We start from the raw sequence: 21,213 nt of genomic DNA on the forward strand, positions 1-21,213 counted from the left end.
TTGACGCCGTCGTAACGCGTGACTTACGGTCTCGTCGAACCGGTTAGTCGAAACGCTTCGACGATCGGGCGGGAGCGATCCCATCGCAGGCCAAAGGAGGTGCGCGGTGGCTACCATGCATGACGTCGCACGCCTTGCGCGCGTCTCCGTCAGCACGGTGTCTTACGTGCTCACCGGCACCCGGCCGATCTCCGACGCCACCCGCGCGCGCGTGCTCGAGGCCATGGCCGAGCTCGACTACCAGCCCAACGCCATGGCTCGCGGCCTGGCCACGCGGCGCAGCCGGATAGTCGGCCTCCTGATGCCCATGAGCGAGCGCGGTTTCGGTGCCACCGAGACCGCTTTCGTGACCGGAGCGGCCGCCGCCGCCAGCGACGCGGGCTACCACCTGGTGCTCTCGCCCATCGGCGCCGGCGACCTCGACGACCTGCGCCGGCTCGCCAGCCAGCGGATGGTCGACGGCGTCGCCCTGATGGAGGTGCAGGTCGAAGACGGGCGCGTCGGCGTGCTCCAGGAGACCGGCGTCCCGCTGGTGCTGATCGGCCGGACCAGCGACACCACCGGCCTCTCGTACGTCGACATCGACTTCGACCAGACCGTCCGGGAAGCGGTGGACCACCTGGTGGGCCTCGGCCACCGAAGGATCGTCTACGTGAACCACTCGGCCGCCACCATCGCGGCGGGTTACGGACCGGCCCTGCGCACCCGGGAGTCGTTCGTCGCGGCGATGGCCGGCTACGGCCTGGAGCCCGTGATGATCGCGGCCGAGGACAGCGCCGCCGGCGGCCGTGCGGCGCTCGCCCAGGCCATGACCCAGGCGCCTGACCTGACCGCCGTCCTGGCCATGAACGAGAACGCCATCTTCGGCATCCTCGCGGAGCTCGCGGTGCGGGGCCGAGCGGTGCCGACCGACGTCTCGGTCGTCTCGATGGTGACCTCACCGGCGGTCGCCGAGCTGGCCCACCCGGCCCTCACCGCGATGACCTCACCCGGCTCGGCGCTGGGCCGGATCGCGGTGGAGGCGCTGCTGCGCCAGCTGGACGGTACGGGCGGCCACCACCAACAGCTGTTGCCGTGCGCGTTGGAGGTCCGGGGCTCGACGTGCCCGGCCGCGCGGCCCGACAACGAACTGTCCGGCACGGGGGCGCCGGGCGGTTGACAAGCGACGGCCCGCCGCCGCGCTGCCACGCAACGGCGGGCCAGTAAGTACCGGGCTCGATACTCAACAGGAGGATAGCAATGGGGCGATTCCGCAAGCTGGGCGTCGCGGTCGCGCTGGCCGCGATAGCCGGCACGACGCTGGCCGCGTGCGGCAGCGACGACGGCGGTGCCACCGAAGGCAGTGACGCCAAGGTTCTCAAGCTCTGGCACTACGAGAGCGAGAACAGCGCGATGGGCATCGCCTGGGACAAGGCGATCGAGATCTTCAAGACCGAGCACCCCGGCGTGCAGGTGACGTTCGAGCGCAAGGCGTTCGAGCAGATCCAGCAGAACGCGGGCATGATCATCAACTCGGACGAAGGTCCGGACATCATGGAGTACAACAAGGGCAACGCCACCGCGGGCCTGCTGTCCTCCCAGGGTCTGCTGACCGACCTGACCGAAGAGGCCACCAAGCGTGGCTGGGACAAGGAGCTCAGCCCCAGCCTGCAGACCACCGCCCGCTACAGCGACAAGGGCGTGATGGGCGAGGGCAACTGGTACGGCGTGCCCAACTACGGCGAGTACGTCATGGTCTATTACAACAAGGACCTGTTCGACAAGAACGGCATCGCCGTACCCACCACGTACGACGAGTTCACCCAGGCGATGGACAAGTTCGTCGCCAAGGGCATCACCCCGCTGGCCGAGGCCGGTGCCGAGTACCCGGCCGGGCAGCTGTTCTACCAGCTCGCGCTGAGCAAGGCCGACCGCAAGTTCGTCGACGACTACCAGCTCTACAAGAACCCGGTCGACTTCAAGGCCGACCCCCTGAAGTACGGCGCGCAGACGTTCGCGGACTACGTGGCCAAGGGCTACGTCTCCAAGGAGTCGGCGAGCCTCAAGGCCGAGGACATGGGCACCGCCTTCATCTCCGGCAAGGCGCCGATGATCGTCTCCGGCAGCTGGTGGTACGGCCGGTTCAAGGACGAGATGAAGGCCAACTGGGACTCGTTCTTGTTCCCCGGCAACAAGCTGAGCGCCGGCTCGTCCGGCAACCTCTGGGTCGTTCCCACGAGCAGCAAGGCCAAGGGCCTCGCGTACGACTTCATCGACATCACCATGCGCCCGGAGATCCAGGCGCTGATCGGCAACAACGGTGGTGTCCCGGTGGCCGCGGACGCTTCGCAGATCACCGACCCGAAGAACAAGAAGCTGATCGAGAACTTCAACACCGTCAGCCAGCAGGACGGCCTGGCCTTCTACCCGGACTGGCCGGTCCCCGGCTACTACGACGTGCTGGTCTCGGGCTTCCAGAGCCTGATCAACGGGTCCAAGACGCCCGACCAGGTGCTCGACGCGATCGCCAAGCCGTACGACGACGGCGTCAAGGAGATCACCGGTAAGTAAGTCGGCACGCGGGCGCACCGGCCACGGTCGGTGCGCCCGTCCCGCCGGGAAGGATCTCCCATGGCACTCACCGAGACCTCGGCCGCCCAGAACAGGCCGGCCACCCCCGCCGCACCGAAGCCGCCGAAGCGCAAGGGCCGCGGCGCCGGCTACTGGCTCTACCTGCTGCCCGGTGCGCTGTTGTTCCTCGTCGTCATCGGCGGGCCGCTGATCGCGACGGTCTACCTGTCGCTGACCAAGTGGTCCGGCATCGGCGACCCGACGTTCATCGGCTTCGACAACTACACGCGGCTGTTCCAGGACGAAGTGTTCTGGCAGTCGTTCAAGAACACCGTCGCGATGATCGTCGCGATGGTGGTGGTGCCGACGCTGGCCGGCCTGGTGCTCGCGTCCGTGCTGTTCGACGTGATCGGGCGCAAGTTCAAGCCTCGCACCGCTTCCGCCCTGCGCGCCGCGTTCTACCTGCCGCAGGTGCTCCCGGTCGTGGTGGCCGGCATCGTCTGGGGCTGGATCCTGCGGCCCGACGGCGCGTTCAACGGCCTGCTCGACGTGATCGGTCTCGGTGCCCTGCGGCATGACTGGCTCGGTGACCCGAACACCGCCCTGCCCAGCGTCATGGGCGTGATGATCTGGGTGCAGATCGGCTACCCGGTGGTGGTCTTCATGGCGGCGCTCCAACGCGTCGACCCCGAGCTCTACGAGGCCGCCGAGGTCGACGGTGCCAACTGGTGGCACCGGTTCAAGGCGATCACCCTGCCGCAGATCCGGCCCGAGACCTTCGTGGTCGCGCTGACCTGCACGATCGCCGCGCTGAAGGTCTTCGGCCCGGTGTTCGCGCTGACCCGCGGCGGTCCGGAGAACGCGACCAATGTGCCGTCGTACTTCGCGTACTACACGTTCTTCAAGAAGCTTCAGGTCGGCTACGGCTCGGCGATCTCCACCGTGCTGACGCTGATCATCATCATCGTCGCCGCGGTGTTCATCTACCTGCAGTACCGCAACGAGCGCCAGGACCGGGAGGTCTGACATGGCCGTCACAACGATCTCGGCCAAGCGACCGGCCACACCGAAGTCCAGCGACCGGCACCGCCGCGGCGTCAGCCGCTGGATCATCCTGGCCCTGGTCACCATTGCCGCGCTCGCGATGCTGGTGCCCTTCGTCTTCATGCTGCTCAACGCGTTCAAGTCGCCCGGGGACTACTCCACGGGCGGGCCGCTGAGCTGGCCGTCGGAGCTCTACACCAAGGGCCTGACCAACTACTGGCACCAGGTCAACTTTCCGCTGAAGCTCTGGAACTCGCTGCTGATCGCCGGCTCGGTCGCGGTGCTCGGCGTGGTCGTCTCGCTGCTCAACGCGTACGCCCTGGGCATCGGTCGGGTCAAGGGCCGGCTCTGGATCGTGGGCCTGTTCCTGCTGGCCAACATGCTGCCGCAGGAAGCGCTGATCTACCCGCTCTACTACGCCGCGAAGCAGGTCGGCCTCTACAACACCCAGCTCTCGGTGATCATCATCTTCACCGTCATCCAGAGCGCGTTCGGCACCTACCTGCTCGCGTCCGTGCTCAGCACCTTCCCCAAGTCGGTGCTCGAGGCGGCGGCGCTGGACGGCGCCGGCAAGTGGACCGTGCTGTGGCGGGTGGTGTTCCCCAACCTGCGGCCCACCCTCGCGGTGCTGCTCATCTTCTTCTTCATCTGGACCTGGAACGAGTTCCTGATCCCTCTGGTCATGCTCATCGACAACAGCACACAGACCATCCCGGTCGCGCTGGCCTCGTTGCAGGGCGATCGGCTGATGGACGCACCGACCACGAACGCGGGCGCGCTGATCAGCCTCATTCCGGCTGTCCTCTTCTTCATCATCTTCCAGCGCACGCTTTCGCGCGGCATCACGGCAGGAGCCGAGAAGTGAAGTTCACCGACGGGTACTGGCAACTGCGACCGGGGGTCAGCGTCCTGCGCCCCGGCGCGGTCGAGTCGGTCGAGCTCGAAGAGCGCGGATTCACCGCGTACGCACCCACCGGCCGCGTCGTCACCCGTGGCGACACCCTCAACCGCCCGGTCGTCACCGCCCGGTTCTTCTCCCCCGCGGACGGCGTCATCGGCGTCACCGTGGCGCATCACCTGGGCGGTGTGCCGAAGACTCCGGTGTTCGAGGTGGCCTCCAGCGACAGCCACCCGGTCACGGTGGACGTCTCGGGCCTGTCCGCCACGATCACCGCCGGCGAGCTGACCGCCCGGGTCGCCCTCGTCGACGGGTGGCGGGTCGACTTCCTGCACGGCGACCGGGTGCTCACCTCGTCGACCGCGCGCAGCGTCGGCCTGGTCACCGACGCGGACGGCAAGGCGTACGTGCACGACCGGCTGGCGATCGGGATCGGCGAGACCTTCTACGGGTTGGGTGAGCGGTTCGGCGCGTTCGTGAAGAACGGCCAGACCGTCGACATCTGGAACGCCGACGGTGGCACCGCGAGCGAGCAGGCGTACAAGAACGTCCCGTTCTATCTCAGCAACCGCGGTTACGGCGTCTTCGTCGACCACCCCGAGCACGTCTCGTTCGAGATCGGCTCGGAGGTGGTGTCCGAGACCCAGTTCAGCGTCGAGGGCCAGACCCTGACGTACTACCTGATCGACGGGCCGACCCCGAAGGACGTGCTGCGCCGTTACACCGCGCTGACCGGTCGCCCGGCCCGCGTACCCGCGTGGTCCTATGGGCTCTGGCTCTCGACGTCCTTCACCACGTCGTACGACGAGAAGACCGTCACCGAGTTCATCGACGGGATGGCCGAGCGGGACCTGCCGCTGTCGGTGTTCCACTTCGACTGCTTCTGGATGCGGCAGTTCCACTGGTGCGACTTCGTGTGGGACCCCGCGACGTTCCCGGACCCGGAGGGCATGCTGCGCCGGCTGCACGAGCGCGGCCTCAAGGTGTGCGTCTGGATCAACCCGTACATCGCCCAGCGCTCGTACCTCTTCGAGGAAGGCCGCGCCAACGGCTACCTGGTGAAGCGCGCCGACGGCTCGGTCTGGCAGTGGGACAAGTGGCAGGCCGGCATGGCGCTGGTCGACTTCACGAACCCGGACGCGGTCGCCTGGTACCAGAGCAAGCTCAAGGTGCTGCTCGACATGGGCGTCGACTCGTTCAAGACGGACTTCGGCGAGCGCATCCCGACCGACGTGGTGTGGCACGACGGCTCGGACCCGCAGCGGATGCACAACCACTACGCGCAGGCGTACAACAAGGCGGTCTTCGAACTGCTCGAGGCTTCGCGTGGCGTTGGCGAAGCGGTCGTCTTCGCCCGGTCCGCCACCGCCGGCGGTCAGCAGTTCCCGGTGCACTGGGGCGGCGACTGCGAGTCGACGTTCGCCGCGATGGCCGAGTCGCTGCGCGGCGGGCTGTCGCTGGCCGCGTCCGGCTTCGGCTACTGGAGCCACGACATCGGCGGCTTCGAGGGCACGCCCGACCCGGCCGTGTTCAAGCGCTGGGTCGCCTTCGGCCTGCTCTCCTCGCACTCGCGGTTGCACGGCTCCGGCTCCTACCGGGTGCCGTGGGCGTTCGACAGCGAGGCCGTCGACGTGCTGCGGCACTTCACGAAGCTCAAGCTCTCGTTGATGCCGTACCTGGCCGCCGTCGCCGACGAGGCGCACCGCGAGGGCGTGCCGATGATGCGCCCGATGGTGCTGGAGTTCCCGGACGACCCGACCGCGGCGCACCTGGACCGGCAGTACATGCTCGGCCCGGACGTCCTGGTGGCGCCGGTGATGAGCGCCGACGGGGAGGTCACGTTCTACGTGCCCGCCGGCACCTGGACGCACCTGGTGACCGGCACCCAGCTGACCGGCCCGGCGTGGGTGACGGAGAAGCACGAGTTCGACAGCGTGCCGGTGCTGGCCCGGCCCGGCGCCGTGATCCCGTTCGGTTCACGCGACGACAAGCCGGACTACGAATGGGCCGACGGCGTGCGCCTGCGGGCGTTCACGCCGGCCGAAGGACAGCGGACGCGGGTGCGGATCCCGTCGCCGGGGGACGGCCCCGGTGCTGAGTTCGAGGTGCGATACGACAATGGTGCGGTCACCGCGGAACTGATCGCGGGATCGTCGTCGGGTTACGAGGTGGGGCTGTGACGGAGTACGTCTTTCCGAAGGATTTCGTGTGGGGCTCGGCTACGGCCGCGTACCAGATCGAAGGTGCGGCGAACGAGGACGGCCGGGGTCCGTCCATCTGGGACACCTACAGCCACACTCCGGGGCGCACCCTCAACGGGGACACCGGTGACGTGGCCGCCGACCACTACCACCGGTGGCAGGAGGACCTCGGGCACATCGCCGACCTGGGCCTCGACGCGTACCGGTTCTCGATCTCCTGGCCGCGGGTGCAGCCGGGTGGCGCGGGCGCGTTCAACCAGGCCGGGATCGACTTCTACCGGCGGCTCGTCGACGGGCTGCTGGAGCGCGGCGTGAAGCCGGTGGCGACGATGTACCACTGGGACCTGCCGCAGGAGCTCGAGGACGCCGACGGTTGGGCGTCGCGGGAGACCGCGCTGCGCTTCCGCGACTACGCGGCCGGCATCGTCGAGGCGCTCGGCGACCGGGTGCACACCTGGACCACGTTCAACGAGCCGTGGTGCTCGGCTTACCTGGGTTACGCGTCGGGCGTGCACGCGCCCGGCCGCACCTCGCCTGCCGCGGCCCTGGCCGCCGTGCACCACCTGAACCTGGCGCACGGCCTGGCCGGCCGGGTCGTCCGTGAGCTCGCGCCGAGGTCCGAGCTGTCGGTGACGTTGAACCTGCACGTCATCCGTCCGGCGTCCGACTCGCCCGCGGACCACGACGCGGTGCGGCGGATCGACGCGCTGGCGAACCGCGCGTTCCTCGGCCCGATGCTGGACGGCGCCTACCCGGCGGACCTGCTGGCGGACACCGCCTCGGTCACCGACTGGTCGTTCGTGCAGGACGGCGACGAGAAGCTGATCGCGGTCCCGCTGGACGTGCTCGGCGTCAACTACTACTCCAGCACGCTGGTCCGCGCCTGGGACGGCGTCTCGGAGCGGTCCTCCGCCGACGGCCACGGCGCCTCCTCGGCGTCGCCGTGGGTCGCGGCGGACAACGTCGAGTTCCTGCCGCAGCCCGGGCCGTACACGGCGATGGGTTGGAACATCGACCCGCCGGCGTTCACCGAGCTCCTGCTGAGCCTGCGCGACCGCTACCCGAACCAGCCGCTGATGATCACCGAGAACGGCGCCGCATTCGACGACGTCGTCTCGCCCGACGGCACGATCCAGGACGACCGGCGGATCGACTACCTGCACCGGCACATCGGCGCGGTGGCCGAGGCCCGGGCGCAGGGAGCGGACGTGCGCGGCTACTTCGTGTGGTCGCTCCTCGACAACTTCGAGTGGGGTTACGGCTACGACCGCCGCTTCGGCATCATCCGCGTGGACTACGACACCCAGGTGCGCACGTGGAAGCAGAGCGCGCACTGGTACAAGCGGCTGGCCGCCTCGGGCGAGCTGTGATCGCGGAACCCACCGCGCCGGCGCTGACCGGCGCGGTGGGTTCAACCCACAGTTGATCTTCGCAACGGCCCGGTGACGGCGATTGAGGCGGCAGATGGCGGGTATGCCGTTTGATCAGCGATTGTCGGGGGAGATCGGACATGCGCACCGATTCGGCGCCTAGTGCCGTTTACGTCCAGAGCAATGAGAGTGCCGGCAACCAGGTGGTGGTCTTCCGGACCAGTCCCAACGGTGCATTGTCGGACTGGGGTCCGATCGCGACCGGTGGGGCCGGTGACGGTGTCCCGCACCTGGCCTCGCAGGGTTGCACCATGTTGAGCGGCGACGGGCGGGCACTGCTCGTCACCAACGCGGGCAGTGGGGACCTGTCGGTCCTCGCGGTCGACGACGACGGGCCTCGGGCGATGGGGACGACCTCGTGCGGGTCGGCGCCGAAGAGTGTCGCCGAGCACGACGGGCTGGTGTACGTGCTCAACACCGGTGATCCCTCGGTATGCGGGTTCCGGTTGACCTCAGGCGGCCTCGAGCCGGTCCCCGGATCGACGCGCACGTTGGAGGCAGGCGCCGACCCGGCCCAGGTCGGCTTCAGCCCGGACGGCTCGGCGCTGATGGTCACCGAACGGATGGCGAACGCGATCGTCAGCTTCCCGGTGGGTTCCGACGGTCAGCTCGGCGAGCCGCAGACGTTCTCGTCGGCCGGCCAGACGCCGTACGGGTTCGCGTTCACCGACGACGGCACGCTGCTGGTCGTCGAGGCGTTCGGCGCCGCGAAGGGCAAGGCGGCGACCTCGTCGTACGCCACCGCGGCGGGCGATCTGACCCCGGTGTCGGCATCGGTCGGCAACGGGCGCAGCGAGATCTGCTGGGCGGTGGTGTCCGACGACAACCGCTTCCTCTACACGACCAACTTCGCCGACAGCGGCGTCTCGCGGTACGCGATCGGCGCCGACGGCAGCCTCACGCTCGACGACCCGGCCGCCGGCGTCGGCAACGCGGGCCACACCGGGCTCCGGGACGAGGACCTCACCACCGACGGACGCTTCCTCTACGCGCTGGACGCCGACTCCTGCCAGGTCTTCGGCTGGTCCGTCGGTGCCAACGGCAGCCTGTCGCCGATCGGGTCCTGGGGCGAGCTTCCCGCGACGGTGGCCGGGCTCGCCGCGGACTGAGCACGCGACGGCAGCAGCAGCGGGCTGGCGACGATCAGCACCCCCGCCACCGCGATGGCCGTGCGGGGGCTGGTCGCCGAGGCGAGCACCCCGCCCGCCGCGCTCAGGACGGCGATGGCGATGCCGCTGCTGACCGACCAGGCGGAGAGCGTACGCGCGACGCGGTCGTCCGGGGTGTGCTCCAGCCGGTAGGTCGCGAGCACCGGGTTGTACAGGCTCATGCTGATGATGATCGCGATCTCCACCGCGATCACCGTCACGAGACCGACGACGCCGGGCTGGACGAACGCGAGGCCGATCAGCCAGACCGCGCGCAGCGTGCCGACGACGCGCAGGATCCGGTGCTGGCCGTGGCGGGCCACGACGCGCCGGGCGAGGCGGGACCCGACCAGCCCGCCGAGGCAGGGCACCGCGAACGCGAGGCCGTACTGCCAGGGCGCGAAGCCCAGGTCCTGCAAGAGCAGGACCGCCAGCAGCGGCTCGGTGGCCATGATCAGGCCGGCGACGACCAGGTGGTTGAGATAGAGCGCCCGCAGCCCGGGGTGACGCAGGATGTGTCGCCAACCGGCCCGCAGGTCGCCGCCCCGCAGCCGGGGTCGCACGGCGCGCTCCTCGCGGGCGCCGCGCAGTGCGGTGATGCCCAGCGCGGAGAGCAGGTAGCTGAGCGCGTCGGCGACCACGGTCGTGACCGGCCCGAACACGCCGATCGCGGCCCCGCCGAGCGGTGGTCCGACGGCGATCGCGCTCCACGTCGTCGACTCGAAGCGCGAGTTCGCCACCAGCAGGTCGGCCGGCGGGACGAGGGCCTTGAGGTAGGCGCCGCTGGCCGCGCCAAAGGCGATCTTGGCGGCGGCGACCACGGCCGAGACGACGAGCAACTGGACGAACGTCAACCGGCCGAAGGCGTACGCCACCGGGATCGTCATCATCACCGCGAAGCGGGTCAGGTCCATCGCGATCATGACGGGCCGCTTGAGGCGGACCTCCACCCGCGGCCCGAGCGGCACCGCGATCAGCGCGCCGACCGCCGGGCCGACCGCGGCCAACGCCGACACCTGCGCGGGGCCGGCGTCGAGCACCAGCAGGGCGATCAGCGGAAGTGCCCCGAAGCCCAGCCCGGAGCCATAGGCACTGACCGCGTACGCCGCCCACAACAACCGGAACTGCCGGCCCAGAGATCGTTTCGCCATCGCGTCGAATCCAAGCAAGGCCGCCGGGCCGGCATCAAACAACGCGACCGACGGCGAGCCACAACGATCGGTTGTGGCTCTAGGGTCGCGGGGTGGATCTCGAAGCTGTGCGTACGTTCGTCGCCGCCGCCGACGCCGGCCAGTTCCAGGAGGCCGGGGCAGCGCTGGCGATCACCCAGCAGGCGGTCTCCAAGCGGGTCGCCGCTCTGGAGCAGGACCTGTCGGTGCGGCTGTTCACCCGGTCGGCGCGCGGGGTCCAGCTCACCGTCGACGGCCAGGCCTTCCTGCCGCACGCCCGCGAGCTTCTCCGCGTCGCGGACCGGGCCGACGCGTCCGTGCGGCCCGGCCGGCGGCCGCTGCGGGTCGACGTGCACAGCCGGCGGATCGCGCCGGCCGTCCTGCTCCAGGACTTCCACCGCGCGCATCCGAATGTCGAGCTCGCCGCCGCGTTCGGGCTCACCATCGACGTGGTCGGGCCGGGCTTCGGCAACGAGGTGCTGCTGGCCGAGATCGCCGGCTCCGCCTCGCTGTCGACGCTGGTCGGTGAGCATTCGCGCTATCTGTGGCCGGACAGCTGGGACCTGCGCCGCATCCCGGTGCGCGACCCGGCGCCGGTCTATCCGATCTCGCTGGTCTGGCGGGCGGACAACCCACATCCCGCGCTCGGCACCCTCCGCCAGGAACTGGTCTCGCGGCACGCCGCCGTGCCCGACGCCGAGGTGTGGCTACCGCAGGTCTCCGGAACGTACTGACAGTCAGCCGGTCTCGACCGCCGCGCGGCTGGGGTGCTCGCGGCCCTCGTCCCGTTCCCAGGCGGCGAGCTCGCCGCGGCGCTCCTCGATGCCCGGCAGGAGGAAGCGGAGGTATTCGAGCAGGACGGCGCGGGTCTCCGCCAGGGTGTGCGTGCCGGTCCAGTCGTCGGACTCGAGGTCCTGGAGGTGCACGCCGGCCTTGCTGATCGCGACGTCCCACGAGTTGCCCTGCCAGCTCTCGCCGGCGCTCCGACCGGACTCGACGTCGTCGACGTACGCCAGCAGCCGAAGCGCCCAGCTCGCCACGTTCTGCACGTCGCCGGTCATCAGCGAGCCGATCGCGCTCCACGAGTCGTCGCGGGGACGGGCGGCGGGTCCGCCGTACTCGTCGCGGTAGAAGGTGACCCCGCTCATGACACGATCGGCCATCCTGAGTTCCATGTCCTTCCGTTGCGGTGGTACGAGCCCTCGATGAGCACGCCGTCGGCCACACCGCGCCAGCGCCGGCCGCCGGTGCCGGGGACGGTGCCGCCGCTGTCGAAGGCGTCGTTGATGGCTCGGTCGACCCGCTGCGGCGTCCAATTATCCGGGAAGAACGAGCTGCCGGCGGGCTTGGGGTACCAGGCGCCGGTCGGTCCCCCGCGCATCTCGACGTCGGCCGCGTAGGTGCCGTCGACGCCGCGCCGGGTCACCCGTACGACCCGGCGGTCCGGCGGGTCCTGGCCCATGAACCGGTGGTGCCAACCGCTCCCGCGCGGACCGCGGGCCGGGCTGCCCCGCACCTCGCCCCGGAAGACGTGGTGGTGCCGCCGGCTCGTCTGCACCTTCTTGCGCATCCACTTGAGCGCGGGCTCGAAGAGGCCGGCGTTGCCACCGGCGCGGCTAGTCCTGGCCACGATCATCCATTGAGGACGGCCTGGAGCGCGAGGTCGATCAGCTGGTCGAGGATCAGCCCGGTGAGCTCCTTGAAGACGGGGATCTCCAGGAGGGAGGCGCCGAACGTGACCGCGGCAGTGGCGATCGCCTGCGCGATCTGGATCGCCAGCATGACGAGCTGCACGATGACGTTGATCTTCAACGCGAGCACGATGCCGGCGCAGGCCATCAGCGCCGCGCCGACGATGGTCGAGGCGATGCCCGCGTCGTCGAGGTTGGCGCTGAACGACTCCGGGTCCGACCACGCGGCCTGGAACGCCTGCACCGCCTGGCCTTCGTTGTTGGTCCAGACCTGCTGGGCGTACGCGTGCGCGGCTTGGAGGTCCGCCGGCAGCCCACCGCCGAAGGTCAGCCAGCTCCGCCCCATCTCGAAGAGCTTCTGCTCGTCGGCCTCGGGCCAGGTGTAGCCGAGCATCGCGAGCAGCCCGGTGAGCTCGCCGGGAAGCTGGAGCCCCATCAGCCGAGCCGGCCGTCGAACGCCTGGCTGCCCGCCACGTTCTCCTGCTCGACCGCGTCGTAGGAGTCGGCCATGTCGACCAGCCCGGCACCGTCCTCGGCGAGGCCGTCGAGGTTGCCGGTGATGCAGTCCATCGCCACCTCCAGGACGGTCTCGTACGCCATGCCGATCAGCGAGCCGAGGTCGTCGTTGCCCCAGGGTTGCCCGTACGCGGCGAGCTCGGACTGGAAGGCCGCCAGCCGCTGCGCCATCCCCTCTGCCGCGGTGCGCACACCGCCGCCCGAATGGCGCAGCGCCGCCGCATCGACGCCCAGGTCAGCCATCGTCGCTCCGTTCACGGGTGGTCGGCACCGGCCCGCCGACGCTGCCCAGCAGGGCACGCAACGCCCCGGTGTAGGCGCGCATGTGCGCCAGGCTGGCGTCCTGGACGTCACGGATCCGTTGGGGCGTGACGGGGCTGGCCTCCGCCGCAGCGGTCGCGTCGCCCAGTCGGTCGAGGCCGTCGTTGACCGCTGTCACGATCTCCTCGGCCAGCGTGTCGGCACCCAATCGCAGCGCGCTGCCGGCGATGCCGATCTCGACCACGCGCGGGCCGGCCCGGACTGTCGCTGTCACCGCGCCCGCGGCGCCCTCACCGGTCCGCTCGGCCGGCGCCGAGTTGTTCGTGGCGAGGCGCAGCAGGTCCCCGGCCTCGTCGAGCACCGAGGACAGCCCCTGTGTGCCCGGGTCGCCGCTCATCCCGGTGCGCTCCCGCAGCCGGAACATCACGTCACCGAGCGACTCGGAGATGGTGCGCATCAGCGCCGACCCGGACTCCATGGCGGTCCGCAACGCCTCGTCGAGCACCGCCGGGTCGATCGGTGCGGTTTCCTCGGCGAGCGCGAGGTTGGCCGCCTCCACGACGTAGGCGCCGAGCTCGTCAGGGGTCAGGCGGAGGAGCTGCGGCTCCAGCTCGACCCGCTCCAGCCGCCGAGCGGTCGCGAACACCCGCACCTGGCCGGCGAAGGCGGTGCCCTGCGCCGATGCGTCCGTCGACATCGGTCGGACTCTATCAGCCGGTCAGCGCCGCGCGGTGACCAGCGCGGCCAACCCGGTGGTCACGGGGACCGCGGCGATCAGGCCGATCGTGCCGACGACGCTGCGGACGATCTCGTCCACGATGAACTCGCTGGTGAGCACGGTGGACGCCGGCTGGCCGCCGATGATGACCAGGAGGAGCAACGGCAACGAGGCGCCGGCGTACGCCAGGACGATGGTGTTGACCGTCGAGGCTAGGCGTGGCTGGTCCTTTTTGTCTGGTTTATTCGTGGGGTTGACCCGTCGCCTCGGTCATGTCGCCATAGAGGCATGAGCGCCGACGTCGTCAGCCTGCTCGGCGTCGCCGTCGTCGGCTTCGCGTCGGCGTTCCAACCGTTCACCCCGGTCGAGGCCTACCTGGTCGGCCTCACCGCGACCACGGACACAGCCCCGCTGCTGGCCGGCCTCGTCGCGGCGGTCGGCCAGACCACCGGCAAGGTGGTCATCTTCCTGGCCACCCGCGGCCTGCTCCGCGGCTCCCTGCTCCGCCGCATCGTCGACAAGCCGAGTAAGCCGTCCCGCCCGTCCGCGTTCCGCGACCGAATGACGGCACTGGTCGCCTTGCTCGACAAGCCAAGGTATTCAGCGCTCCTGTTGTTCGCGAGCGCCACCGCCGGCATCCCGCCCCTGATCGCGGCGACGGTCTACGTCGCCCGCACATCCATGTCGTTGCCCGTCTTCGCGACCCTCTGCCTGGCGGGCCGCACAGCCCGCTTCGTAGCGGTGGCCTACGCACCTGACCTGACGGGATTTAATTGACGCTTATGCATGCGTCATGACACCCTGGGCGCGCTGCGGGAGCGACATGGCGCACGGAAGCAAGGGGCGGCTTCCGTCACGACTCGTGGAGCTCTCATGCGCATCGCCCGACTCCTGGTGGCCCCACTGATAGCACTGGCCGCCGTCATCGTCGTCGTCTTACCGTCGGCCCCAGCCTCGGCCCACGGCAGCGTCATCAACCCGGCCTCCCGCAACTACGGCTGCTGGGAACGCTGGGGCTCCCGCTTCCAGGCCCCCGAGATGGCCACGGAAGACCCCATGTGCTGGCAAGCGTGGCAGTCGAACCCGAACGCCATGTGGAACTGGAACGGCCTGTACCGAGAAAACCTGGCCGGCGCCCACCAGTCCAACATCCCCGACGGCCAACTCTGCAGCGGAGGCCACGCCGAGGGAGGCCGCTACAACGCGATGGACACAGTAGGCAACTGGCGAGCCACCTCGGTAAGCACGAGCTTCTCCCTACGCCTACAGGACCAGGCAAGCCACGGAGCCGACTACATCAGGGTCTACGTGACAAGAGCGGGCTACGACCCCACCACGCAACCCCTGCGCTGGAGCGACCTGACACTGGTGAGCCAGATCGGCAACACCCCGGCCTCCCAGTGGCAACCAGCAAGCCAGGGCGTCCAGATCGACATCCCGGTCTCAGCCCCAGGCCGAAGCGGCCGCGCGATGCTCTACACAATCTGGCAAGCCAGCCACCAGGACCAGTCCTACTACTTCTGCAGCGACATCAACTTCGGCGGAACCACCCCCACGACGCCACCAACCACCCAGCCGACAACGCCACCAAGCGGCTCAGCCGACTGCACAGCCACCTACACCCAAACCGGCTCCTGGACAGGCGGCTTCCAAGCCGACGTCCGAGTAACCGCAGGCTCAAGAGCGATCACCAGCTGGACAGTCACCCTGACCTACCCCAACGGCCAACAGGTAGCCCAAGTCTGGAACGGCACAGCCACCACCACCGGCAGCACAACAACGGTGACAAACGCCAGCTACAACGGCTCAGCAGCGGCGGGAGCCAGCACAACCTTCGGCCTACTGGGCTCAGGAACGAGTGCGACGCCCACAGCCACCTGCGCAGCCACGTAACCCGAACCGTGGGGGTCACCGGGGGCTCGGCCCCCGGAGCGGAATGACGAGTGGGCGAGGTCTGTCGCTTCACAGCAGACAGACCCCGCCCACCCACTCGTGGAGGTGCCGGGAATCGAACCCGGGTCCTTCGGCGCCTTGTCAGGGCTTCTCCGAGCGCAGCTCGCTATGTCCTTACTCGGCCCCACCGATCACACGAGCGAGTCGGTGAGACGGGCCCAGTCGCTGATTAATCTCGCCGCACGGCCCCCGCGACCGGGGCCGATTGGCCAGCCTTCTAGCTGATGCCGGCAATCTGGGCCGAAGGCACTCCCAGGCCGACAAGTTCGCTAACCCGCCGTCAGGCGGCGAGGGCGAACTGAGCGCGATTCTGCTTGGCGCTTATAAGTTTCCAACGACCGATTTTCGAGACGACGTTGGCTTCCTCGGCTCGCTTCCCCTGTCGCAACGGACGAAGTCGAAACCAGTCACCCCCTCGTGCTGCGACTGCCGCAGCCACTACAGATTAACGTGTCGCGCCAATGGTTTCTTCCCGAGGTTGGAACCGCCCATCGAGGGACGAATCAGTCCATGCCCTTGCCGCGGCGGCCGGCCGCCCGCTGGATCTCGCGGTCGGCGTCGCGCTTGGCCAGGTCCTGGCGCTTGTCGTAGGCCTTCTTGCCGCGCGCCAGCCCGAGCTCGACCTTGGCCCAGCCGTCGTTGAAGTAGACGGACAGGGGCACCAGGGTCAGCCCGCTCTCCTTGAGCTTGCCCTGGAGCTTGTCGATCTCGACCCGGTTGAGCAGCAGCTTGCGCGTGCGCCGGGGCTCGTGGTTGGTCCAGGTGCCCTGGCTGTATTCCGGGATGTGCATGCCGTAGAGATAGAACTCGCCGGACTTCTCCTGGGCGAACGCGTCGACCAGGGACGCCCGGCCGGCACGCAGCGACTTGACCTCGGTGCCGGTCAGCGCCATTCCTGCCTCGTAGGTGTCGAGGATGGCGTAGTCGTGCCAGGCCCGGCGGTTGGACGTGACGACCTTGCGGCCTTTTTCCCGCGGCACGACCTCGACCTCTTTCGCTCGGACAACTGTGCAATGCTACCCGCCACCCGCGCTGGCGACATCTGGGTTCCATCACGGCGCGGACACGGCAAGGCCCGCGTCACGGAGAACGCGGGCCTGCCGGTGAAAGAGGTCGGTCAGCAGAGGCAGGGTGGCAGGAAGCCCAGCGGTTGCACCGGGTCACCGTCCATCCGGACCTCGAAGTGCAGGTGGTCGCCGGTCGACGCGCCGGTCGTGCCGACCCGGCCGATGGTCTGGCCCCGCTTCACCTGCTGTCCCTCGTGGACCAGGATCTCCGACTGGTGTCCGTAGCAGGTCGACATCGACCTGCCCTTGTACTTGCCGTGGCTGAGGCACGTGTAGTTGCCGTAGCCACCGTTCCAGCCCGCCATGATCACTCTGCCGGCGGCCGCGGCGCGGATCGGGGTGCCGCCGTCGGCAGCCAGGTCCACACCCGCGTGCAGCTGCCAGACGTGGTAGTACGGGTCGAACCGGCTGCCGAAGTCGCTCGACTTGTAGCCGTGCACCGGAAGGAACAGGCGCCCGGCCGACAGCCTCGCCTCGGCCGCTGCCCGCTGTTTCGCCTCCCACGCCCGCAGGGCCGCCGCGATCCGGGCCTCCTCGGCCTTCGCCTCCTTGTATTTCTGGAGGCTCGCGGCCCGCTCCTCCTGGGCGATCGCCAGTGCCTCTTCCTTCTGGCTCACCAGTTGGGCGACCTCGCGTACCGCGTCCTCGGCCTGGTCCTCGGCAACCGACGCGTCGTCGAGGGCCGCGTCCGCGTGCAGCATCGCCTCGTCGGCGACGGCCCGGGCCACGGTGGCCTCGTTCTCCTCCCGCCGGGCGACCGCGAGCGCGTCGATGTAGCCACGGATCGTCCGCCGCTGCTCGGTGACGACCCGGTCGACGTAGGTGAACCGGTAGAGCGTGTCGGAGGCGTTCTGCGCCCGCATCAGGACGTTGAGATTGGCCAGCGGGCCACCCTTGTACGCCGCGGCGGCGAGCTCACCGATCTGCTCCTGACCGGCCCGGCGCTCCTGGTCGGCGGTCGCGAACCGTTTCTGCGCGGCGGATACGGCCGCCTGGGCTGACTCCGCCTTGCGCTGCGCCGTCTCCGCCTGAACCTGGGCGGCGACGACCTGACCTTGACTCTCGATCACCAACTGCTGCGCGGCCGGGAGCTTCCCGCTCGCCTGGACGAGTTGGCGGGCCGCCTGCTGGGCGCGCTCGGTGGCGCCCTCGAGGATCGACGACGCCTTGGCGACCTCGGCGTCGATCCGTTTCTTGTCGTCTCTCGGGTCGCCCCGGGCGGCGCCGGCCGGCGCGATGGTGGCCAGCACGACCAGCGCCAACAGCCCCGCTAGCTTTGGACTTTTCCTGCGATAGGAGTACATCTTGCACCCTTCACCCGCACGTGAGCTTGACGCTACCTACGGCACAGAGGGCACAAAGGGGAAACCGAGTAACAAGGCGCATATAGCACAACGCCCGCCCCGCCGCTCTCGCGACAGGGCGGGCGCCTCACGGCTAACGGCCTTAGACCCGCAGGTAGAAGCGGAGCGTGACCCAGGCGGTGATCGAGCTGACCAGGGTGCCGGCCAGCGCCATCAGCGGCAGCATGATCAGCACCTTGCCCCAGGACAGTGGCGTCAGCAGGTCGGTGAGCTCGGACAGCGAGCCGTCGAGCAGCAGCACCTTGCCGAGGGCCAGTGCCCCGAAGCCGATGATCGAGCCCAATATGCCGGCGACCACCGCCTCCAGCACGAATGGTGCCTGGATGAACCAGTTGGACGCACCGACCAGCTTCATGACCGCGACTTCTCGGCGTTTGCTGTAGGCCGCGACCTGGATCGTGTTGCCGACCAGCAACAGGGCCGCGATCGCCATCACGCTGGCCGCCACCAGCGCCATGGTCTGCACCGAGCCGAGGATATTGAAGATCTTTTCCAGCAGATTGCGCTGGTCGATGATCTGGTCGACACCTTCCTTGCCCACGTACGCCTCGCGAACCGCCTGGTACTGCTCGGGGTTCTTCAGGCCGACCCGGAAGGACTCGGGGAGCTGGCCGGGCTTGACCGCGTCGACGACCGCCGGCACGTCGGAGAACATGGTCTGGAACTTCTTGAACGCCTCGTCCTTGGACTCGTAGATGACCTCACGAACCAGGGGGTCGGCCTTCAGCGAGCCTTCGAGCGAGGTGCGCTGGTCGTCGGTGATCTCGGGCTTCAGGAAGATGGCGACTTCGATCTTGTCGTAGTAGTACGCCTTCATGTCCTTGACCTGCGTGTAGATCAGGCCACTGGCGCCCAGCATCGTCAACGAAACTGCCATCGTGATGATCATGGCGACGGTCATCGTCACGTTGCGCCACAGTCCGACCATCACCTCGGACATGACGTACTTCAACCGCATCGGGGGGATTCCTTCCGGAGCTCCGCTGGACTAACGACTTGCCGGGACTATGAGCGCGACGGGGGTATCGCGCGTCAGCCGTAGACGCCCCGGGCCTGGTCGCGCACGATGCGACCACTCTCGATCTCGATGACGCGCCGGCGCATCTGGTTGACGATGTTGGAGTCGTGGGTGACCATCACGACCGTCGTGCCCGTGCGGTTGATCCGGTCCAGCAGCCGCATGATCTCGATCGACGTGTCGGGGTCGAGGTTTCCCGTCGGCTCGTCGGCGAGGAGGATCAGCGGCCGGTTGACGAACGCGCGCGCCACGGCGACGCGCTGCTGCTCACCACCGGACAGCTCGTGGGGGTAGCGGTGCTCCTTGCCGCCCAGGCCGACCAGCTCCAGCACCTCGGGGACCACGCGCCGCGCGACGGCCTTGGTCTTACCGATGACCTCCAGGGCGAAGGCCACGTTCTCGTACGCGGTGCGGTTGGGCAGCAAGCGGAAGTCCTGGAACACGCAGCCGATCTGCCGGCGGAACGCCGGGATCTTCCACGACCGCATCGCGGTGACATCGCGGCCGTTGACGTGCACCCGCCCACGGTTGGGCGTGACCTCGTGCAGCAGCAGCTTGATGATCGTCGACTTGCCGGAACCCGATGGGCCGATGAAGAAGACGAACTCGCCCTTCTCGATCCCGACGGAGACCTCGTCAAGCGAGGGCCGCGAAGCCTTCGGGTAGGTCTTGGTCACGTGCTCGAGCTGAATCACGGGTCAGGAGTCTACGCGGTGTAACGAAAACTCCAAGCCTCTAGGCATCCATCGTGCCCGTATTGCCGGAAAGGCCGAAATTTATTCCACACATTAGACGGAGGCGCACACAGACAGTCACCGAAGATAACGGGTTACGCGGGGTCTGACTCCAACTCGCGCTGCTTGCGCCAACGGATCCCGGCCTCGATGAACTCGTCGATCTCGCCGTCGAAGACCGAAGACGGGTTGCCCGTCTCCTCCTCAGTTCGAAGGTCTTTCACCATCTGATAAGGGTGGAGGACGTACGAGCGCATCTGGTCGCCCCAGGAGCCGGAGGAGTCGGTCTTCAGACCGTCGAGCTTGGCCTGTTCCTCCTGGCGCTTGCGCTCCAGCAACCGGGCCTGGAGCACGCGCAGCGCCGACGCCTTGTTCTGCAGTTGCGACTTCTCGTTCTGGCAGGTGACCACGATGCCGGTCGGGATGTGCGTGATCCGAACCGCGGAGTCGGTCGTGTTGACGCTCTGGCCGCCCGGACCCGACGACCGGTAGACGTCGACCCGCATGTCGTTCTCGGGGATGTCGATGTGGTCGGTCGTCTCGGTCACCGGCAGCACCTCGACGCCGGCGAAGCTCGTCTGCCGCCGGCCCTGGTTGTCGAACGGGCTGATCCGGACGAGCCGGTGCGTGCCGGACTCGACGCTGAGCGTGCCGTAGGCATAGGGCGCCTTCACCGCGAAGGTCGCCGACTTGAGACCGGCCTCTTCCGCGTACGAGGTGTCGTAGACCTCGGTCGGGTAGTTGTGCCGCTCGGCCCAGCGCAGGTACATCCGGAGGAGCATCTCGGCGAAGTCGGCGGCGTCCACCCCGCCCGCACCGGCCCGGATCGCGACCAGCGCCTCCCGCGAGTCGTACTCGCCGGAGAGCAGGGTCCGGACCTCCATCTCCTCGACGGCCTTGTGGAGAGCGGTCAGCTCCGAGCCGACCTCGGCGAGGGCACTGGGGTCGTCCTCGCCCTCGGCCAACTCCAGGAGCACGGACGCGTCGTCGAGCCGCCCGCGCAACGCCGCAAGCCGGTCGATCTCGCTGTTGACGTGCGAAAGCTTCGAGGTGACCGCCTGCGCCTTGACCTGGTCGTCCCACAGGTCGGGTGCCGACGCCTGCTCCTCCAGGTCAGCCTTGTCCCGGCGCAGCCTGTCGAGGTCGAGCACGGCCTCGATGTTGCGCAGGGTGGCATCGAGAGTCTTGAGCTGGTCGGAGTAATCGGCAGCGGTCACAACAGAAAAGAATACGCGCTGACCCACCGATCACCGCACGCTGCGTCAGGGACCGCAAACCGGCGGTCCAGCGGGACCAACGGCGGCGCCTGGCCACGCGAGGGAGCGGAGCAGCGCGCTCACGCGGTGCGGTGTCGTCCAGCCGAGCGAAGCAAGGGCTGGTCCAGTTCGGCGAGCGACTGCGATGGATTTGCGGCGATGTCTGCTGCGTCGGCCAGGGCCTGGATCAGCCCG

The 21,213-nt window shown here is 68.9% G+C and carries 20 protein-coding genes, 1 other RNA gene and 2 pseudogenes; 10 read left to right on the plus strand and 13 right to left on the minus strand.

Annotated elements, in window-relative coordinates; all coding sequences use genetic code 11:
• The first annotated feature begins 115 nt into the window (after nucleotides 1-115).
• The 7 genes and pseudogenes from AB0J88_RS27145 to AB0J88_RS27175 form a co-directional block, all read left to right on the plus strand.
• Nucleotides 116-1,159, plus strand: coding sequence for a LacI family DNA-binding transcriptional regulator (locus AB0J88_RS27145; RefSeq protein WP_364361942.1), 1,044 nt, complete (start codon nucleotides 116-118; stop codon nucleotides 1,157-1,159).
• Nucleotides 1,160-1,239: 80 nt separating this feature from the next.
• The gene (locus AB0J88_RS27150; protein WP_364361906.1) at nucleotides 1,240-2,550 is read left to right on the plus strand and encodes an extracellular solute-binding protein; all 1,311 of its coding nucleotides are present in this window, start codon (nucleotides 1,240-1,242) and stop codon (nucleotides 2,548-2,550) included.
• A 60-nt stretch (nucleotides 2,551-2,610) separates the two neighbouring features.
• Complete coding sequence (locus AB0J88_RS27155; protein WP_364361904.1) at nucleotides 2,611-3,576, plus strand: sugar ABC transporter permease; 966 nt, start codon at nucleotides 2,611-2,613, stop codon at nucleotides 3,574-3,576.
• A 1-nt stretch (nucleotide 3,577) separates the two neighbouring features.
• Nucleotides 3,578-4,459, plus strand: a complete 882-nt coding sequence (locus AB0J88_RS27160) for a carbohydrate ABC transporter permease (RefSeq protein ID WP_364361902.1) — start codon at nucleotides 3,578-3,580, stop codon at nucleotides 4,457-4,459.
• A complete protein-coding gene (gene yicI / locus AB0J88_RS27165) occupies nucleotides 4,456-6,672 on the plus strand; it encodes an alpha-xylosidase (protein ID WP_364361900.1) in 2,217 nt (738 codons plus the stop codon). Before AB0J88_RS27160 ends, yicI begins: the two co-directional genes overlap by 4 nt.
• Nucleotides 6,669-8,063, plus strand: coding sequence for a GH1 family beta-glucosidase (locus tag AB0J88_RS27170; RefSeq protein ID WP_364361898.1), 1,395 nt, complete (start codon nucleotides 6,669-6,671; stop codon nucleotides 8,061-8,063). The genes yicI and AB0J88_RS27170 overlap by 4 nt, the downstream gene beginning before the upstream one ends.
• A 311-nt stretch (nucleotides 8,064-8,374) precedes the next feature.
• Nucleotides 8,375-9,118: pseudogene (locus tag AB0J88_RS27175) on the plus strand (beta-propeller fold lactonase family protein); the annotation flags it as partial.
• Here the strand turns inward: AB0J88_RS27175 and AB0J88_RS27180 are convergent.
• Complete coding sequence (locus tag AB0J88_RS27180; RefSeq protein ID WP_364361896.1) at nucleotides 9,109-10,422, minus strand: MFS transporter; 1,314 nt, start codon at nucleotides 10,420-10,422, stop codon at nucleotides 9,109-9,111. The pseudogene AB0J88_RS27175 and the gene AB0J88_RS27180 sit on opposite strands and share 10 nt — an antisense overlap.
• Before the next feature lie 92 nt (nucleotides 10,423-10,514).
• Here AB0J88_RS27180 and AB0J88_RS27185 point away from each other — a divergent pair, with 92 nt between their 5' ends.
• Nucleotides 10,515-11,174: a LysR family transcriptional regulator gene (locus AB0J88_RS27185; RefSeq protein ID WP_364361894.1), complete on the plus strand. Its 660-nt coding sequence runs from the start codon at nucleotides 10,515-10,517 to the stop codon at nucleotides 11,172-11,174.
• A gap of 3 nt (nucleotides 11,175-11,177) precedes the next feature.
• Here AB0J88_RS27185 and AB0J88_RS27190 read toward each other — a convergent pair whose 3' ends face one another.
• The 6 genes and pseudogenes from AB0J88_RS27190 to AB0J88_RS27215 form a co-directional block, all read right to left on the minus strand.
• Nucleotides 11,178-11,603 carry a hypothetical protein gene (locus AB0J88_RS27190; protein WP_364361892.1) on the minus strand — a complete coding sequence of 142 codons (426 nt, stop codon included), beginning with the start codon at nucleotides 11,601-11,603 and terminating at the stop codon, nucleotides 11,178-11,180.
• A complete protein-coding gene (locus AB0J88_RS27195) occupies nucleotides 11,585-12,070 on the minus strand; it encodes an EndoU domain-containing protein (RefSeq protein ID WP_364361890.1) in 486 nt (161 codons plus the stop codon). Before AB0J88_RS27195 ends, AB0J88_RS27190 begins: the two co-directional genes overlap by 19 nt.
• A gap of 2 nt (nucleotides 12,071-12,072) precedes the next feature.
• A complete protein-coding gene (locus tag AB0J88_RS27200; RefSeq protein WP_364361888.1) occupies nucleotides 12,073-12,567 on the minus strand; it encodes a hypothetical protein in 495 nt (164 codons plus the stop codon).
• Nucleotides 12,567-12,890, minus strand: coding sequence for a hypothetical protein (locus tag AB0J88_RS27205; protein ID WP_364361886.1), 324 nt, complete (start codon nucleotides 12,888-12,890; stop codon nucleotides 12,567-12,569). Before AB0J88_RS27205 ends, AB0J88_RS27200 begins: the two co-directional genes overlap by 1 nt.
• A complete protein-coding gene (locus AB0J88_RS27210; protein ID WP_364361884.1) occupies nucleotides 12,883-13,605 on the minus strand; it encodes a YbaB/EbfC family nucleoid-associated protein in 723 nt (240 codons plus the stop codon). The genes AB0J88_RS27205 and AB0J88_RS27210 overlap by 8 nt, the downstream gene beginning before the upstream one ends.
• 33 nt (nucleotides 13,606-13,638) lie before the next feature.
• Nucleotides 13,639-13,842: pseudogene (locus AB0J88_RS27215) on the minus strand (YibE/F family protein); the annotation flags it as partial.
• Nucleotides 13,843-13,914: 72 nt separating this feature from the next.
• Here AB0J88_RS27215 and AB0J88_RS27220 point away from each other — a divergent pair.
• The gene (locus AB0J88_RS27220) at nucleotides 13,915-14,403 is read left to right on the plus strand and encodes a hypothetical protein (RefSeq protein ID WP_364361882.1); all 489 of its coding nucleotides are present in this window, start codon (nucleotides 13,915-13,917) and stop codon (nucleotides 14,401-14,403) included.
• Nucleotides 14,404-14,499: 96 nt separating this feature from the next.
• Nucleotides 14,500-15,519, plus strand: a complete 1,020-nt coding sequence (locus AB0J88_RS27225; RefSeq protein WP_364361880.1) for a lytic polysaccharide monooxygenase — start codon at nucleotides 14,500-14,502, stop codon at nucleotides 15,517-15,519.
• 97 nt (nucleotides 15,520-15,616) lie between these two features.
• On the opposite strand, the gene ssrA is transcribed toward AB0J88_RS27225, so the two are convergent.
• The 6 genes from ssrA to prfB form a co-directional block, all read right to left on the minus strand.
• Nucleotides 15,617-15,994: a transfer-messenger RNA gene (gene ssrA, locus AB0J88_RS27230) on the minus strand.
• 88 nt (nucleotides 15,995-16,082) lie between these two features.
• On the minus strand, nucleotides 16,083-16,559 hold the full coding sequence (gene smpB, locus AB0J88_RS27235; RefSeq protein WP_364361878.1) for an SsrA-binding protein SmpB: 477 nt from the start codon (nucleotides 16,557-16,559) through the stop codon (nucleotides 16,083-16,085).
• A gap of 137 nt (nucleotides 16,560-16,696) precedes the next feature.
• Nucleotides 16,697-17,950 (minus strand): peptidoglycan DD-metalloendopeptidase family protein, encoded by a 1,254-nt coding sequence (locus tag AB0J88_RS27240; protein ID WP_364361876.1) that lies wholly within the window; start codon nucleotides 17,948-17,950, stop codon nucleotides 16,697-16,699.
• Nucleotides 17,951-18,092: 142 nt separating this feature from the next.
• Complete coding sequence (gene ftsX, locus AB0J88_RS27245; protein WP_364361874.1) at nucleotides 18,093-18,968, minus strand: permease-like cell division protein FtsX; 876 nt, start codon at nucleotides 18,966-18,968, stop codon at nucleotides 18,093-18,095.
• A gap of 74 nt (nucleotides 18,969-19,042) precedes the next feature.
• Nucleotides 19,043-19,723, minus strand: a complete 681-nt coding sequence (ftsE, locus tag AB0J88_RS27250; protein ID WP_089245428.1) for a cell division ATP-binding protein FtsE — start codon at nucleotides 19,721-19,723, stop codon at nucleotides 19,043-19,045.
• Between the two features lie 134 nt (nucleotides 19,724-19,857).
• A complete protein-coding gene (gene prfB / locus AB0J88_RS27255; RefSeq protein WP_364361872.1) occupies nucleotides 19,858-20,979 on the minus strand; it encodes a peptide chain release factor 2 in 1,122 nt (373 codons plus the stop codon).
• Between the last annotated feature and the right edge of the window lie 234 nt (nucleotides 20,980-21,213).

Origin of the sequence: Asanoa sp. NPDC049475, from assembly GCF_040676915.1 — a bacterium.
Classification (GTDB): domain Bacteria; phylum Actinomycetota; class Actinomycetes; order Mycobacteriales; family Micromonosporaceae; genus Asanoa.